At 68.6% G+C, this 15,518-nt stretch carries 17 protein-coding genes and 1 pseudogene; 9 read left to right on the forward strand and 9 right to left on the reverse strand.

Going from position 1 to position 15,518, the window contains the following annotated elements:
* The coding region (locus RMP09_RS01055; RefSeq protein WP_310564155.1) for a helix-turn-helix domain-containing protein at positions 1-214 on the reverse strand (214 nt) is incomplete at its 3' end.
* A gap of 157 nt (positions 215-371) precedes the next feature.
* On the opposite strand from RMP09_RS01055, the gene RMP09_RS01060 reads away from it, so the two are divergent.
* Positions 372-1,298: a VOC family protein gene (locus tag RMP09_RS01060; protein WP_310564156.1), complete on the forward strand. Its 927-nt coding sequence runs from the start codon at positions 372-374 to the stop codon at positions 1,296-1,298.
* 2 nt (positions 1,299-1,300) lie between these two features.
* Complete coding sequence (locus tag RMP09_RS01065) at positions 1,301-2,215, forward strand: sugar phosphate isomerase/epimerase family protein (protein WP_310564157.1); 915 nt, start codon at positions 1,301-1,303, stop codon at positions 2,213-2,215.
* Between the two features lie 19 nt (positions 2,216-2,234).
* Here RMP09_RS01065 and RMP09_RS01070 read toward each other — a convergent pair whose 3' ends face one another.
* The 5 genes from RMP09_RS01070 to RMP09_RS01090 form a co-directional block, all read right to left on the reverse strand.
* Entirely contained in the window at positions 2,235-2,807 is a 573-nt protein-coding gene (locus RMP09_RS01070; protein ID WP_310564158.1) for an RBBP9/YdeN family alpha/beta hydrolase, read from the reverse strand.
* A complete protein-coding gene (locus RMP09_RS01075; RefSeq protein WP_310564159.1) occupies positions 2,807-3,865 on the reverse strand; it encodes a 3-keto-5-aminohexanoate cleavage protein in 1,059 nt (352 codons plus the stop codon). Before RMP09_RS01075 ends, RMP09_RS01070 begins: the two co-directional genes overlap by 1 nt.
* Positions 3,866-3,906: 41 nt before the next feature.
* Positions 3,907-4,755, reverse strand: a complete 849-nt coding sequence (locus RMP09_RS01080; RefSeq protein WP_310564160.1) for a TauD/TfdA dioxygenase family protein — start codon at positions 4,753-4,755, stop codon at positions 3,907-3,909.
* Between the two features lie 28 nt (positions 4,756-4,783).
* A complete protein-coding gene (locus tag RMP09_RS01085) occupies positions 4,784-5,764 on the reverse strand; it encodes a quinone oxidoreductase (RefSeq protein ID WP_310564161.1) in 981 nt (326 codons plus the stop codon).
* A 118-nt stretch (positions 5,765-5,882) separates the two neighbouring features.
* Positions 5,883-6,923, reverse strand: a complete 1,041-nt coding sequence (locus RMP09_RS01090) for an AraC family transcriptional regulator (protein WP_310564162.1) — start codon at positions 6,921-6,923, stop codon at positions 5,883-5,885.
* Positions 6,924-7,062: 139 nt separating this feature from the next.
* Between RMP09_RS01090 and RMP09_RS01095 the strand changes: the two genes are divergently transcribed.
* Both RMP09_RS01095 and RMP09_RS01100 read left to right on the forward strand, forming a co-directional pair.
* The gene (locus tag RMP09_RS01095; RefSeq protein ID WP_310564163.1) at positions 7,063-8,043 is read left to right on the forward strand and encodes a tripartite tricarboxylate transporter substrate binding protein; all 981 of its coding nucleotides are present in this window, start codon (positions 7,063-7,065) and stop codon (positions 8,041-8,043) included.
* Between the two features lie 18 nt (positions 8,044-8,061).
* Positions 8,062-9,096 (forward strand): putative sulfate exporter family transporter, encoded by a 1,035-nt coding sequence (locus tag RMP09_RS01100; RefSeq protein WP_310564164.1) that lies wholly within the window; start codon positions 8,062-8,064, stop codon positions 9,094-9,096.
* Positions 9,097-9,136: 40 nt separating this feature from the next.
* Here the strand turns inward: RMP09_RS01100 and RMP09_RS01105 are convergent, their stop codons facing one another.
* Positions 9,137-9,928, reverse strand: coding sequence for an IclR family transcriptional regulator (locus RMP09_RS01105; protein WP_310564165.1), 792 nt, complete (start codon positions 9,926-9,928; stop codon positions 9,137-9,139).
* 112 nt (positions 9,929-10,040) lie between these two features.
* Between RMP09_RS01105 and RMP09_RS01110 the strand changes: the two genes are divergently transcribed.
* From RMP09_RS01110 to RMP09_RS01130, 5 genes are all read left to right on the forward strand, one after another.
* Positions 10,041-11,045, forward strand: coding sequence for a TRAP transporter substrate-binding protein (locus tag RMP09_RS01110; protein WP_310564166.1), 1,005 nt, complete (start codon positions 10,041-10,043; stop codon positions 11,043-11,045).
* Positions 11,046-11,061: 16 nt separating this feature from the next.
* Entirely contained in the window at positions 11,062-11,508 is a 447-nt protein-coding gene (locus RMP09_RS01115) for a type II 3-dehydroquinate dehydratase (RefSeq protein ID WP_310564167.1), read from the forward strand.
* Between the two features lie 18 nt (positions 11,509-11,526).
* Positions 11,527-12,207 carry a DUF4286 family protein gene (locus RMP09_RS01120; RefSeq protein WP_310564168.1) on the forward strand — a complete coding sequence of 227 codons (681 nt, stop codon included), beginning with the start codon at positions 11,527-11,529 and terminating at the stop codon, positions 12,205-12,207.
* Positions 12,208-12,290: 83 nt separating this feature from the next.
* Positions 12,291-13,004, forward strand: coding sequence for a YebC/PmpR family DNA-binding transcriptional regulator (locus RMP09_RS01125; protein ID WP_310564169.1), 714 nt, complete (start codon positions 12,291-12,293; stop codon positions 13,002-13,004).
* A gap of 108 nt (positions 13,005-13,112) precedes the next feature.
* Positions 13,113-14,297, forward strand: coding sequence for a branched-chain amino acid ABC transporter substrate-binding protein (locus RMP09_RS01130; RefSeq protein WP_310564170.1), 1,185 nt, complete (start codon positions 13,113-13,115; stop codon positions 14,295-14,297).
* Between the two features lie 67 nt (positions 14,298-14,364).
* Here RMP09_RS01130 and RMP09_RS01135 read toward each other — a convergent pair whose 3' ends face one another.
* Both RMP09_RS01135 and RMP09_RS01140 read right to left on the reverse strand, forming a co-directional pair.
* On the reverse strand, positions 14,365-15,225 hold the full coding sequence (locus RMP09_RS01135) for a DMT family transporter (RefSeq protein WP_310564171.1): 861 nt from the start codon (positions 15,223-15,225) through the stop codon (positions 14,365-14,367).
* A gap of 38 nt (positions 15,226-15,263) precedes the next feature.
* A pseudogene (locus tag RMP09_RS01140) lies at positions 15,264-15,518 on the reverse strand (shikimate dehydrogenase); the annotation flags it as partial.

Below are 15,518 nucleotides of genomic sequence, written 5' to 3' on the forward strand. Positions count from 1 at the left end.
TGCCGTCGGTGCCCACATAGCCCAGGTGCGCCAGCGTCAGCAGGTAGCGCCGCGCCGCGGTGCGTGTGAGGCCGCAGCGCACGCCGGCCTGGCTGGCGGTCAGGCGCGGGTGCTGGTCGTCGAAGGCCTCGATCACCGCCAGGCCCTTTTCCAGGCCGGCGATCCAGTCGCGTTTTTCCAGGGTCGGGGTGGGCAGCAGGGCGGCTTCGGTCATGGGGGCCTTGGGTTGCGTGAAAACCCGAGATCTGTTCGCTGATCGTCGGTGTGTGTGCGATTATCAGACCGCCCAGCCCCCTGGGCCCATTGGAAATCGGCCCGAGGGGCCTACAGTGCGCATGGGGTACCGCCCCTTCACAGGAGACCTTTGCACCATGAGTGACCTGCTGCTCAACACCAGCGACAACCGCGAACCCCTGCAAGCCTCGTTCAGCGACGCCGCCAACCCCCTGGGCCTGGACGGCATCGAGTTCATCGAATACGCCACCACCAAGCCCCAGGCGCTGGGCCAGGTGCTGGAGATGATGGGGTTCCGCCCGGTGGCGCGCCACCGCTCGCGCGAGGTGCTGCTGTACCGCCAGGGCGATCTGAACGTGGTGGTCAACGCCCACCCGTCCGACGCGCAGGGCGCGGGCCACGGCAGCGACGTGCCCACCATCTCGGCCATGGCGCTGCGCGTGCGCGACGCCCGCGCCGCCTACCACTACGTGCTCGAACGCGGCGCCTGGTCGGTGCCCACGCACGCCGAGGTGATGGAACTGAACATCCCCGCCATCCACGGCGCCGGTGGCAGCCGCATCTACTTCGTGGACCGCTACAAGGAGTTCTCGATCTACGACGTGGACTTCGTGCCCATTCCCACCGTCGATCAGCGCCCGCCCGCCACCGCCGGCATCCACTTCTTCGGCGTGGTGCAGTACATCGGCCCCGAGCGCACCAACGACTGGATCGCCTTCTACAGCGAACTGTTCGGCACCGAGGTGATTCCCGACGAGCAGCGCTTCGGCATCATGCCCAAGGGCACCTTGCTGCGCACCCCGGCGCTGGACGCCGCCAAGCGCTTCATGCTGCAGCTGGTGGAGCCGCCGCTGAACGTGCACGACGCGCAGGAAAAGCTGCAGCGCATCGGCCTGGGCGTGCCCGACGTGCTGGCCGCCGTCAAGGCGCTGCGCGCGCTGGGCGTGGAATTCGTCGAGACCGAGGCCGCTCACACCGAGCAGCGCGGCGCCATCAGCAAGACCTACCTCGGCTCGGTCGTGTTCGAGCTGGTGCACAGCCTGCAGCGCAGCAGCGAGGCCTGAGCATGAGAGCCACCCCCGCCGCCATCAGCGAAGCCATCGCCGGCTTCGGCATGGACACCATCACCCTGGCCGGCCCGCTGGAAGCCAAGCTCGCGGCCATGAAGGCCGCCGGCTTCACGCAGGTCATGCTCAAGGCCAACGACATCAACGGCCACCCCGGTGGCATCGACGCTGCGGTCGCCGCCGTCAAGGCCAGTGGCCTGCGTGGCACGGGCTTCCAGGTGCTGCGCGACTTCGAAGGCCTCTCGGGCCACCTGCACCAGTACAAGGTCGACATCGCCAAGGCCATGCTGGAGATGTGCGCCGCCCTGGGCTGCAAGGTGCTGCTGGCGTGTTCGTCCACCTCGGCCCACGCCAGCGCCGACCTGGACCACCTCGCGCGCGACCTGCGCAAGCTCGCCATGCTGGCGCTGCCGCTGGGCATCAAGATCGCGTACGAAGGCCTGTCTTGGGGCCGCACCATCAACGAGTTCACCACCGCCTGGGACGTGGTCTGCCGCGCCGACTGCCCCAACCTGGGCCTGGGGCTGGACTCCTTTCACATCTTCGCGGCCAAGACCCCGCTGGACGAGATCGACTACCTCGACCCGAGCAAGATCTTCCTGGTGCAGCTGGCCGACTTCATGTGGCAGGAAACCAAGACCTTCGAAGAGCGCATGACCACCGCGCGCACCTTCCGCGTGTTTCCGGGCGAAGGCGTGCACAGCGAGCAGCTGGCCGAGCTGGTGCTCAAGCTCGACCGCCTGGGCTACGCGGGCGACTACAGCTTCGAGGTCTTCAACGACGACTACCAGCAGATGCCGCTGCCCATGGTGGCCGAGCGTGGCCAGCGCGCCGCGCTGTGGCTGGCCGACGAGGTGCTGCGCCGCTCGGTGCCGCTGCCCAACCAGATGCGCCTGAAGTCGCTGGCGGACTGAATTTCAGCCGCTCAGGCGCTCAGGTGCGCAGCGAGGCGATGAGATCCATCGCCATGGGCCATGGCCCGTACCCCGATGCCGGGTTGAGGTGGCCCACCTCGCCCAGGTCCACGGTGCGGCTGCCCCAGTCGCGGGCCAGGTCCTGCACCCGGTCCAGCCGGCCCAGCGGGTCGTTGCGGCTCAGGGCCACCAGGCAGGGGAAGGGCAGCCGCTGGCGCGGCACCGGGAACCAGCCCGCGGCGCGCAACGCGTCGGTGCTCGGGTAGCCCGCGGGCATGGGGGCATCGAAGTCGGGTGGCGTGGCCAGCAGCGCGCCTTGCACACGGTCCGCCTGCGCGGTCGACGCCGCCCAGTGCGCCACCGTGATGCAGCCGCCGCTGTGCGCCACCAGCAGCACCGGCCCCGGGACCGAAGCCACCGCCGCCTCCAGCGCGTCCACCCGGGCCTGGCGGTCCAGGTCTTCGCGGCCCATGGGCGGCACGGTGACGCAGCCCGGCAGCTGCGCCGCCAGCAGCGTCTGCCAGTGCTGCGCCACGTGGTCGCGCAGGCCGGGGACGATGACGACCGTGGCCGCCGCTGCGCGTTCGCTCATCAGGCCACCTTGCGCAGATAACCCTGCTGGCCGCCGCGCTGGTTGGGCGCGAAGCCGTTGGCGGCCAGGCTCTCTTCCACGGTGTCGTAGAACACGCCGATCTGCAGGATCTCGCGCGCTTCCTTGCCGGTGGCCACCGGGCGGCCGAGTTCACCGGCCAGGCGCACCAGCTGCTCGATCTGCTGCACCGTGGTCATGCGCCCGGTGCGGGTCTGGTTCCAGATGTTGTCCTCGATGCCGCAGCGCACATGCAGGCCCAGGGCCATGCCCACCATGTTGATCGGCAGCACGTTGCGCATGCTGCTCTCGACCGTGAGCTTGGCGCCGTCGGGCATGGCGCGCACGAAGTTCGACAGGTTGTAGATGTTGGGGGCGTCCATGCCGCCGCTGATGGCAACCCAGTTGCACACCAGCGGGCCCTTGTAGACGCCGCGGCGCATCAGGCGCTCGACGGTCTCGAAGCTGTTGAGGTTGTAGAACTGGAACGCGCTCTGGATGCCGGCGGCGGTCAGGCGGCGGATGTGTTCCTCGTACCAGGCCGGGTTGGACGGCACGATCATTTCGCTGTAGGCGCGGCGGTTCTCGGGCGTGGCCAGCGAGGTGCCGGCGATGTCGCGCTCGTCCATGTGTTCGATCACGTTCATCTGCGTGGTGTTGATCGTGACGGTCACCTGGTCGGGCTTGGGGTCGAGCTCGGCCAGCATGTGGCGGGTGTCGTCGCTCAGCCATTTGGCGGCCGCACCATCGCTCTCGGGGGCGAAGCTGATCGAGCCGCCGACCTGGATGATCATGTCCGGCACGGCCTTGCGCACGCCGGCGATCAGCTCGTTGAACATGGACAGGCGCTTGCTGCCCTTGCCATCGAGTTCGCGCACGTGCAGGTGCAGCACGGTGGCGCCGGCGTTGTAGCAGTCCACGGCTTTCTGCACCTGCTCGGCCATGGTCACGGGGATGTCCTCGGGGAAGTCCGAGGGGATCCATTCGGGGCCGTAGGGGGCGGCGGTGATGATCAGCTTGTCCTGGTTTTCGGGGAAGAGGGCGCCGTCGAGGAAGTTCATGGGGTGTCTCCGGTGGTGGAATCAATGGGGGGTGGGAAGGCTCAGAAAACGGGGGTGCCGATGATCCCGGCGCGTTCCATCTTGCGGTGGCAGGGCGGGTAGTCCATGACCGCGTAGTGCTGGGTCGCGCGGTTGTCCCAGATGGCGACGCTGTTGGGTTTCCAGCGCCAGCGCACCTGGTATTCGGGGATCGCGGACTGGCTGATCAGGTACTGCAGCAGGGCCGAGGTGCCTTGCGTGAAGTCCTGACCGACGCGCACATTGGCCGGGGTGTGGAAGTTGGTGAAGTGGGTGGTGAAACCGTTGACGAACAGCACCTTCTCGCCGGTCTCGGGGTGGGTGCGCACGACCGGGTGCTCGGCGTCCGGGTACTGGGCCTTGAGCGCCAGCCGGCGCTCGATCGGCATGGCGGCGCCGAAGGTGCATTCGATGCTGTGGCGCGCGCGCAGGCCGGCGATCTGCTGCTTCACCGTCTCGGGCAGCTTCTCGTAGGCCAGCACCATGTTGGCCCACATCGTGTCGCCGCCGATCGGTGGGCATTCCACGCAGCGCAGCACGCAGCCCATGGGCGGGCTCTCGCGCCAGGTGGCGTCGGTGTGCCACGAGTTTTCGTAGCGGTCGTTGGGCGCGTCGGGCGTCTTGTAGATGCGCACCAGGCCGGGGTGGTCCGGGTCGCTGCCGGCCACCGGGTGGTCTTCGAGTTCGCCGAAGCGGCGGGCGAAGGCCACGTGCTCGGCGCGCGAGATGTCCTGGTCGCGCAGGAACAGCACCTTGTGTTGCAGCAGCGCGGCCTTGAGTTCGGCAAACAGGCCTTCGTCGTGCACCGCGTTGGCCAGGTTCACACCGACCACCTCGGCGCCGATGGCACAGGTGAGTTGTTCGATCTTCATGTGCTTGTCTCCTTGAGGGTGGCGGTTCTCAGATCACGAACACCGACGAGCCGGTGGTCTTGCGCGCTTCGAGGTCGCGGTGGGCCTGCTGCGCGTCTTCGAGCGCGTAGCGCTGGTTGATCTCGATGCGGATGCGGCCGGCCGCGACGTGGCCGAACACCTCGGCCGCCAGTTCGGCCTTCTCGGCCGGGTCGGCGATGTAGTCGGCCAGCGCGGGGCGGGTGAGGAAGAGCGAACCCTTCATGGCCAGCAGGTTGGGGTTGAAGCCGTCGATGGTTCCCGAGGCGGTGCCGACGCAGACCATCAGACCGCGCCGCTTGAGCGAATCGAGCGAGGCCATGAAGGTGGTCTTGCCGACGCTGTCGATCACCACGTCCACGCCCCGGCCGTCGGTGAGCGCCTTCACCCGCGCGGCCACGTCTTCGTGGCTGTAGTTGATGGTGTGGGCGCAGCCGTGGGCCATGGCCAGGGCGGCTTTTTCATCGGTCGAGACGGTGCCGATCACGGTGATACCCAGCAGCTTGGCCCATTGCGAAACGATCAGGCCGACGCCGCCGGCCGCCGCGTGCAGCAGCACCGTGTCGCCCGCCTTGAAGGGGTGGATGCGGCGCATCAGGTAGGCCGAGGTCAGGCCGCGCATGGTCATGGCGGCGGCGGTCTCGAAACCGATGGCTTCGGGCAGCTTGATCAGCGGCGCGGCCGGGATCAGCCGCTCCGTGCTGTAGGCGCCCAGGGTGTTGAGGAAGCCGGTGTAGGTGACGCGGTCACCGACGGCGACGTTGCTGACGTCCGGGCCGATGGCTTCGACCACGCCCGCGCCCTCGACGCCCATGCCGGCCGGCAGGGGCATGGGGTAGGTGCCGTTGCGGAAATAGGTGTCGGCGTAGTTCAGGCCGACGGCGGCGTGGCGCAGGCGGACCTGGCCCGGACCGGGGTCGCCGACCTCAACCTGTTCGATTTGCAGGACCTCGGGACCGCCGATGCGGTGCATGCGGATGGCAGTGGCCATGGGGGTGTCTCCTTCGTGGGTTCGGGGCGCCGGGTGTCCGGGCCATGGAACGCATCGTAGGAGGCATGGGCCTTCTCTGCTTGCTAATCTGGGACGCTTATTTGCGAATGTGGGACAGTCAGGGTTGACCCTGAAGAATCGCCGCCTTGGCCTTTTCCTGCCGGCGCCAATGCGTCACGCTGCAGCCGAAGGTGCTGCGGAACCAGTGCGAAAACGCGGCCGGCGCGGAGAAGCCCAGCAGCTGGGCGACCTCGGCCAGCGGCAGGTCGCTGTCCTTGACCTGGCGCATCACGAGTTCCGAGCGCACCGCCTGCAGCAAGGTCGCGAAGCTCTCGCCGTCGCTGGCGAGGTGGCGGTGGATGGTGCGCCGATCCACCCCGAGGTGCTGCGCCACCTGCTGCGAGGTGCAACGCCCGCCCGGCAGCAAGGCGGCGATCAGCTGGCGCACCGTGGCCTGGGTGCTCTGGTGCTGGCCCGACAGCGCGCGGTCGAGGTATTGCCGGGCAAAGCGTGCCATCTCGGGGTTGTTGCCGGGCAGGGGCGCCTGCAGATCGGCCGCGTTGCAGACGATGCCGTTGAACTCGCTGTTGAATTCGACGCTGGCACCGAAGAAGGCCTTGTGGGCCTTGCTGTCGCTCGGCGGGCGGTGGATGAAGCACACCCGCACCGGTTTCCACGATGCCCCCAGCAGTTCGCGCAGGATGCGGTACATCACGCCGACCGCCAGCTCCATCGACTGGCGTGTGCTGGCCGACTGGGCGACCAGCATCTCTTCGCGGATCACCAGCAGCTCGCCGTGTTCTTCGACCCGGGTCAGCAGCGAGGCGTTGAGCAGGCGCAGGTAGCGGCACAACGTGTCCAGCGCGGCGCGGGCGGTCGGCTCGTCCTTGAGCACCAGGCTGATCGGGCCGAGGGAGGCGAACTGGCGCCGGCTGGCCATGCGCAGGCCGAAGTCCTCCAAGCCACTGGCCAGGGCGCTCTCTTCCAGCAGGGCGCGCACCGCCACCGCGCTCAGCGGTGTGTCGGGGTCTTCCAGGCTGCGCGTCGACAGGCCGGCACGGCGCAACATCGCGCGCGCGTCCAGCCCGACCGAGCTGGCCAGATCGAGGTAGCCGGCGAGGCTGGCGCTGCGCACCACGGGCACGTAGGGGTAATCCATGAATGTCCCAATTTCGAAACTGCTTGTCCCAATTAGACAAGCATGCGGCGGTGCTGCCACCTAGTATTTCCCCCACGGACCGACCCCCGGTCCGCGACAGGCTCACCCGATGGCCTGCGCCACCACAGGAGACAAACCGATGACCTCTCGCCATTTCTCGCCGCTGCGCCGCACCGTTTGCGCCGCCGCTCTGGCCTTTGCCCTGCCGGCCGCCATGGCCTGGACCGACAAGCCCGTGCACATGCTGGTGCCCGCGCCGGCCGGCGGCACCATGGACGTGGTGGCCCGCATCCTGGCCGACCAGCTCTCTGCCGAGATCGGTCAGCCGGTGCTGGTGGAAAACAAGCCCGGCGCCGGTGGTGCCATCGCGGTGCAGGCCATGCTGGCCGCGCCGCTCGACGGCAACACCATCATGATGACGGCCAGCAACATCCTGACCGAAATCCCGCACGTCATGAAGACCGCGTTCGACCCGCTCAAGGACGTCAAGCCGGTGACCGCCATCGCCCGCTCCAGCATGGTCATGGTGGGCGCGCCCAATGTGCCGGCCAAGGACGTCAAGGGCGTGGTGGCCTGGGTCAAGGCCAATCCCGGCAAGGTCAGCTTCGCCTCCTACAGCGCGGGCACCAGCTCGCAATACGCCGGCGCGATCCTCAACCAGAAGGCTGGGCTGGACATGCAGCATGTGCCGTTTGCCGGCTCGCCTCCCGGGCTGGTCCAGGTCATGGGCGGGCAGATCCCGCTGATGTTCGACGGCATGGTGACGTCCAAGAAGATGATCGAGGCCGGCAAGATCCAGGCCTTTGGCGTGGCCGCCAAGAAGCGTTCGCCGCACCTGCCCAACGTGCCGACGATGGCCGAGCAGGGCTACCCCGAGATCGATTTCGGCAACTGGGTCGGCATCATCGTCGCCAGTGGCGTGCCCTCGGCCATGGTGCAGAAGATCAACGTCGCGGTGGACAAGGCGGCCGCCCATCCCAAGATCAAGGACCGCCTGCTCGGTGCTGGTTTTGACCTGGGCGGTGACGAAACCTCCGAGCAGATGGTGCAGTCGCTGCGTGCCGAGTTCGAGCGCAACGCGGCCATCGTCAAGAGCTTTGACATCAAGCTCAACCAGTGAGCCCGGCGGGTGCTGGCCATGACCTCCTTCGTTGAGCGCCTGTGCGTGGCGGACATGCGCGCGCAGGCCGCCCACCTGGGCCCGGGCCTCACCCTCAGCGCGGTGGTGGCGGTGGCCGCCATGGCCCTGGGTGCGCACTACGGCGCGCCGGTCATGCTGTTCGCCCTGCTGCTGGGCATGGCGCTGAACTTCCTGTCCGCGGAAGGCAAGGCCGGGCCCGGCATCCAGTTCACCGCGCGCACCCTGCTGCGGCTGGGCGTGGCCCTGCTGGGGCTGCGCATCACCGTGTCACAGGTCGCGGCGCTGGGCTGGTCGCCGGTGCTGATGGTGCTGGTGTCGGTCGCCTCGACCATCGCCGTGGGCATCGTGCTGGCGCGGTTGATGGGCTTTCGCATGTTCTTCGGCCTGCTCACAGGGGGCGCGGTGGCCATCTGCGGCGCGTCGGCGGCGCTGGCGCTGTCGGCCGCCATGCCGGCGCACCCGCAGAAGGAGCGCGCCACGCTGTTCACCGTGATCGGCGTGAGCACGCTCTCGACGCTGGCCATGGTGCTCTACCCCATGCTCACCCAGGCGCTGGGCATGGCACCGGTGCAGGCCGGCTTCTTCATCGGCGGCACCATTCACGACGTGGCCCAGGTGGTGGGCGCGGGCTACAGCCTCTCGCACGACGCGGGCGACGCCGCCACCCTGGTCAAGCTGATGCGGGTGTCGATGCTGCTGCCGGTGATCGCGCTGGCCGCGGTGCTGGCGCGGCGCCACGAGCGCGAGCAAGGCGGCGACACCCCGACCGGCCCGCGGCCGCCGCTGCTGCCCTGGTTTGCGGTGGGGTTTGCGCTGCTGGTGCTGGTCAACAGCAGCGGCTGGCTGCCCGTGGCGCTGGTGCAGGCGGGGCAGGGCGCGTCGCAGTTCCTGCTGGTCGCGTCGATGGCGGCCATCGGCATGAAAACCCAGCTGCAGGACATCGTCACCGTGGGCTGGAAACCGGTGGCCCTGATGGTGCTGGAAACGGTGTTTCTCGCGGCACTGTTCTGGGGTCTGCTGCGCTGGGTGTGAGGGGCGCCAAGGCGGGCATGACCGATTTCCTCTCAGCCTCTCAGCCCTTGCCCAGCGGCGGGCGGCCCATCAGGCTGTTGGTGTTGAAGATCGGGCCCAGTTCGGCGGCGGCCTCCAGCAGTTCCGGTGCGAACTCGTGCATGCGCTCGGGCGTCAGGCGCTGGCGCGGGCCGGCCACGCTGATCACGCCCACCGCTTCGCCCCGCCGCAGCACCGGCACCGCGAGCGCGCTCATGCCGGGCGCGAACACCTCGTCGATCACCGCATAGCCGCGGACCCGTGCCGCGTGCAGAAAACCCAGCAGCGCCTTCACCGTGGTCGGTGCCCGGGGGCCGTAGTCGGCGGGCCCGCCCATGCCCTGTTGCAGCACGCGCTTGAGCGCGTCTTCGTCGCTCATGGTCAGCAACCAGGCGTGGCCCGAGGCGGTGCACGACAGCCGTGCGTCCTGGCCCATGTCGGGGTCGTAGCGCAGGCCCTTGCGCATGCCCTGCGCCTTGGCCACCCAGGTCAGGCGCTCGCCGTCGACGATGGACAGGCGCACCAGTTCGCCCGTGCGCTGCGCCAGCCGTTCGAGCACGGGCTCGGCGATGTCCACCACGCCGGCGCCGCTGAGGTAGCCCAGCCCGAGCGAGGCGAGCCGGGTGGTGAGCAAGTAGTCGCCCTGGGCGCGCGCCTGCCGCACATAGCCGCGCGTCTGCAGCGTGGCCAGCAGGCGGTGGCAGGCGCTCAGCGGTATGTCCAGCTCGGCCGCCAGCGAGGCCAGCGGCACGCCGTCGGGGTGGGCGGCCAGGTGTTCCAGCAGGGCAAGACCGCGGTCGAGGGCAAGGCTCATTTTTCGTATGGAGAAACAGGTTTCCAGTTGGGAAAGACTTTCCCGTCGGCTTCCAAGAATACGGTGCAACGGCCCGCAGCGGGTGGGCCGCCACAACACCCAGGAGACACACATGAAACTTCCGCTCACCCTGATCGTCGCGGCCGCGGCCCTGCTGGCCGGCGGCGCCGCGCAGGCGCAGGACGTGCAGGAACGCACCCTCAAGTTCGGCCACCTCAACAACACCGACCACCCGGTCAGCCTGGGCACCAAGCGCTTTGCCGAACTGGTCGCGGCCAAGAGCGGCGGCAAGCTCAAGGTGCAGGAATTCCCCTCGTCCACCCTGGGCAACGAACTGCAGCAGCAGGCTGCGCTGCAGGGCGGGGTGCAGGAAATGACGGCGCCGGCCACCACCTCGCTGGCCGGCATCGTCAAGGAGTTCGGCCTGATCGATTTTCCGTTCGCGGTCGGCAGCTTTGCGCAGGCCGACGCGCTGCTCGACGGCCCGTTCGGCCAGGCCCTGATCGCCAAGCTGCCCGAGAAGGGGCTGGTGTCGCTGGGCTACTGGGACCTGGGCTTTCGCAACGTCACCAACAGCAAACGCGCCATCACCCGGCCCGAAGACTTCGACGGCCTGAAGCTGCGCGTGATCCCCAACCCGGTGTTCCTGGAGACCTTCAAGGCGCTCAAGGCCAACCCGGTACCGATGGCGTTTGGCGAGCTGTACGGCGCGCTCGAAGCCAAGGCGGTGGACGGGCAGGAAAACCCGTTCTCGGTGATCCTGTCCAACAAGTTCTACGAAGTGCAGAAGCACGTGAGCGCGACCAACCACGTGTACGCCGCCAACATCCTGCTGGTCAGCAAGCGCTTCTGGGACAAGCTCTCGCCGACCGAGCAGCGCATCCTGACCGAGGCCGCCAACGAAAGCCGCGCCTACCAGCGCCAGGCCAGCCGCGCCGCCGCGCAGAAGGCGGTGGGCGAACTGCAGGCCAAGGGCATGCAATACAACGAGGTCAGCGCCGCCGAGCGCCAGCGCATCGGCCAGATGGTCAAGCCGGTCACGGACAAGATGGCCGCCGCCTACGACCCCGAGCTGGTGAAGCTCTACCAGAGCGAGCTGGCCCGCACCGCGCGCTGAACCCGAGGCCCACCTCATGAACATCCTCATCCTGCACGGCCCGAACCTCAACCTGTTCGGCCGCCGCGAACCGCACATCTACGGCAGCACCACGCTGGCGCAGATCAACGACAGCCTGCAGGCCCTGGCCGCCGAACTGGGCGTGCAACTGGAGATCCTGCAGTCCAACCACGAAGGCGTGCTGATCGACAAGCTGCACGAACGCATCGACACCGCGCACGGCGCGCTGCTCAACCCCGCCGGGCTGACGCAGCACGGCGTGCCGCTGCACGACGCGATCAAAGCCATGCCCTTCCCGGTGATCGAGGTGCACCTGTCCAACATCGCGGCGCGCGAGCCCTGGCGTTCGCACTCCATCATCTCGCCCGCGGTGCGCGGCACCGTGCAGGGCCTGGGCTGGCGCTCGTACACCGCAGGCTTGCGCACGCTGGTGGAACTGTTGCGCGACACTGGTGGCCGCTGACCCCACACAGGAGACCCCATGAGCACCCGCGGACAGGCCCAGCTCGCCATCTGGAGCGACATCGAACCCGGCCAGGAAACCGACTACCTGCACTGGCTCACGCGCGAACACGTGCTGGAGCGCGTGGGCGTGGACGGCTTCCTCTCGGGCCGTGTGTTCCGCGCCGAGGCCGATGGCCAGCGCCGCTTCTTCATCACCTACGAACTGCAGGACGCGGGCGTGCTCGCCGGCCCGTCGTACCTGGCGCGGCTGAATGCACCCACGCCCTGGTCGCAGCGCACCATGCCCATCCTGCAGAACTTCGCGCGCGGCGGCGGAGCGGTGGTGGCGCGCGCGGGCCTGGGCTGTGGCGCGGTGGCCCTGCCGCTCCGGCTGGACCTGGAGGCCGCCGGGTTGCTGGGCGCGCCGGCCCAGCAGGCGCTGGTGCAGCGCATCGCGGCACTGGACGCGGTGGCCCAGGTCTGGCTGATGCAGGTCGACGCGGCCGGCACCGGGGTGCCCACCAAGGAAAAGGCCATGCGCCGCAGCGTGGAAGGCGTGTTCGACGGTGTGCTGGTGGTCGAGGCGCTGCACCCCGCGGCCGCGCAGGCGGCGCTGGACCAGCTGCTGCAACGCGAACTGGCGAACGCGGGCGTGGCCGACCGGCAGGTCTTCAGCGCCTGTTTCCAGCTCGATCGGCGGCTGGCCGGCCTGGCATGACGGCCCCCTGACGCCGCCGAACGCCCCTCCGTGGCGCCTAAACTCGTGGGTTCCGATCAATCGACCCCACAAGAGGACATCCCATGGGCGCGCAATGGAAAGCCAAACACAAGGACCTGGCGGCCAACGCCAAAGGCAAGCTCTTCGGCAAGCTGGTCAAGGACATCATCATCGCGGCGCGCAACGGCGCCGACCCCTCGGCCAATGCCCGCCTGCGCCTGGTGATGGAGCAGGCGCGCAAGGTGTCCATGCCCAAGGACACGCTGGAGCGCGCCATCAAGAAAGGCGCCGGCCTCACGGGTGAGGCCATCCACTACGAACACGTGATGTACGAAGGTTTCGCGCCGCACCGTGTGCCGGTGATGGTGGAATGCCTGACCGACAACGTGAACCGCGCCGCGTCGGACATGCGCGTGCTGTTCCGCAAGGGCCAGCTGGGCACCAGCGGCTCGGTGTCGTGGGACTTCGACCACGTCGGCATCATCGAAGCCGAGGCCGCCAACAAGGACGCCGACGCCGAACTGGCCGCCATCGAAGCCGGGGCGCAGGATTTCGAACCCGCAGACGAAGAGGGCGTGTGCGTCTTCCTGACCGACCCGACCGACCTCGACCTGGTCGGCCGCGCGCTGCCGGCGCAAGGCTTCACCGTGCTGTCGGCCAAGCTGGGCTACAAGCCCAAGAACCCGGTGGACCCGGCCAGCCTGAGCGCCGAGGCGCTGGAAGAGGTTGAAGCCTTCCTCGCCGCCATCGACGACAACGACGACGTGCAGAACGTCTTTGCGGGCCTGGGGGGCTGAGCGGCCGCCGCAAGCCTGGATGCTGGCCACCCGCCACCCGCCACCCGCCACCCGCCAGCAGCCAGCAGCTGACGGTCTGATTTTTGAATTTCTGAGGAGTCCATTTCCATGCGTATCGAACTGAAACTGGCCGTGCTGGCCGCTGCCGTGGCGCTCGTCGCTTGCGGCAAGAAAGAAGAAACCGCCGCGCCGGTCGCGCCCGCAGCGCCCGCTGCGGGTGACGTGCTGGTGGTCAAGATTGGCCACGTCGGCGCCACCAGCGGCGCGGTGGCCCACCTGGGCAAAGACAACGAAAATGGCGCCCGCCTGGCCATCGAGGAACTCAACGCCGCGGGCGTGAAGATCGGCAACCAGACCGCCCGTTTCGAGCTGATGGCCGAAGACGATGGGGCCGACCCCAAGCAGGCCACGGCCGCCGCGCAGAAGCTGGTGGACGCGAATGTCAACGGCGTGGTGGGGCACCTGACCTCCGGCGCCACGCTGCCCGCCTCGGTGCTCTACAACGAAGCCGGCATCCCGCAGATCACGCCCTCGTCAACCAACCCGAAGTTCACCCGCCAGGGCTTCGCGGGCGCGTTCCGCCTGGTGGCCGACGACACCCAGCAGGGTGGCGCCATGGGCCGCTATACGGTGCAGAGCCTGCAGGCCAAGACCGTGGCCGTCATCGACGACCGCACGGCCTACGGCCAGGGCCTGGCCGACGAGTTCGAGAAGGCGGCCAAGGCCGCCGGTGCCGAGGTGGTGGGCCGCGAGTTCACCAACGACAAGGCCACCGACTTCAACGCCATCCTCACGTCGCTCAAGGCCAAGAAGCCGGACGTCATCTTTTACGGTGGCATGGACGCGGTGGGCGGCCCGATGCTGCGCCAGATGAAGTCGCTGGGCTTCACCTCCAAGCTGGTGGGCGGCGACGGCCTGTGCACCGCCGAGATGATCACGCTGTCGGCCGATGCGCTGGGTGACGAGCGGGTGTTCTGCGTCGAAGCCGGTGGTGTGGACGGCGACGAAGTGGCGGCCAGCGAGAAGTTTCGCGCCGATTTCAAGGCCAAGTTCGGCGTGGACGTGCAGGCGTACGCCGGCTACGCCTACGACGGCGTGAAGCTGCTGGCCGCCGCCATGCAGGCCGCCGGCTCGGCCGACCCGAAGCAGTACCTGCCCGCGCTCAAGGACATCCAGTACCAGGGCGCGTCCGGAAAGGTCACGTTCGACGACAAGGGCGACCGACAGAACGCTGCGCTGACCCTCTACTCCTTCAAAGCGGGCCAGCGCGAGAAGCTGGCGGTCATCCGCTGAAGCCAGCCCGCCGCCGCGCGCTCCGCGGGCGTGTGCGGCGGGTCACCGTGCGTACTGGAGGGGGGCGCTATCGCGCCCGCACCCCCAGCACCCCGCACACCGCGATCAGGCCGATGCCGAGCACCGTCCAGACATCGGGGGCATGGCCGAACGCGAGCCAGCCGGCCAGCGTGGCAAAGCCGATCTGGGCGTACATGTAGGGCGTCAGGCGCGAGGCGGGCGCCTTCTGAAAGCTCTGGATCATGAAGTAGTGGCCCAGCGAGCCGAACACCCCCATCAGGGCCACCAGCAGCCACAGGCTCGGGGACTGCATGGGGGCCCAGCTCCAGGGCAGCAGCACGGTGCCGAAGGCCAGGCCGGTGAGGCCGGTGTAGACGTGCATGGTGCCGGGGTCTTCGGTCTTGACCATCTTGCTGGTGACGACCTGGTAGGAGGCGTTGATGGCCACCAGCAGCAGCGGCAGGAACATGCCGATGTTGAGGTCGCTGCCCTTGGGGCGCACGACGATGAGCGCTCCGCTCAGGCCGCCTGCCACCAGCAGCCAGGTCCGTGCGCTGACGTGTTCGCGCAGCAGCAGCGCGGCCAGCAGGGTGACGACCAGCGGCACCAGCATGAGGATGGCGGTGAATTCACCCACCGGCACGTGCTGCAGCGCCAGGTAGGCCACGGTGCCGGACGTGACCATGAGCGCGCCGCGCAGCAGCTGCCACCAGGGCGCCCGGGTCGCAAAGAGGGCGCGCCCCTGGCGCGGCAGCAGCAGGGCCAGGGTCATGCCGGTCTGCACCACGAAGCGCAGCCAGACCGCCATCAGCACCGGCACCACGCCGCCCACGTACTGGGAGGTGGTGTCGAGCAGGGCGAAGCAGGCGGTGGCGACGACGGCCAGGGTGATGCCCCGGCCAGGATGAGGGTAGTGGGGGTCGGACAACGGAGGGGAGGGCGTGGGGCGGCCCCAGTGTCAGTGGCTCAGAGCCGGGCCACCGAGCGCAGCACTTCGGGGGTGGCGGTGGGAAAACCGAAGTATTCCAGATACGCGGGAATCATTTCGAACAGCATGTCGGAACCCACTTGCACCTTGCAGCCTCTGGCCTGCGCGGCGCTGAGGAAAGCGGTCATCTCGGTGCGCATCACCACCTCGCCCACGAAGGTGCGGGCATCCAGGCGCGACACGTCCATGGGCAGCGGGTCGCCTTCGTTCATGCCCATGGGCGTGGCGTTGAC

Source organism: Hydrogenophaga sp. (genome assembly GCF_031426985.1).
Classification (GTDB): domain Bacteria; phylum Pseudomonadota; class Gammaproteobacteria; order Burkholderiales; family Burkholderiaceae_C; genus Hydrogenophaga.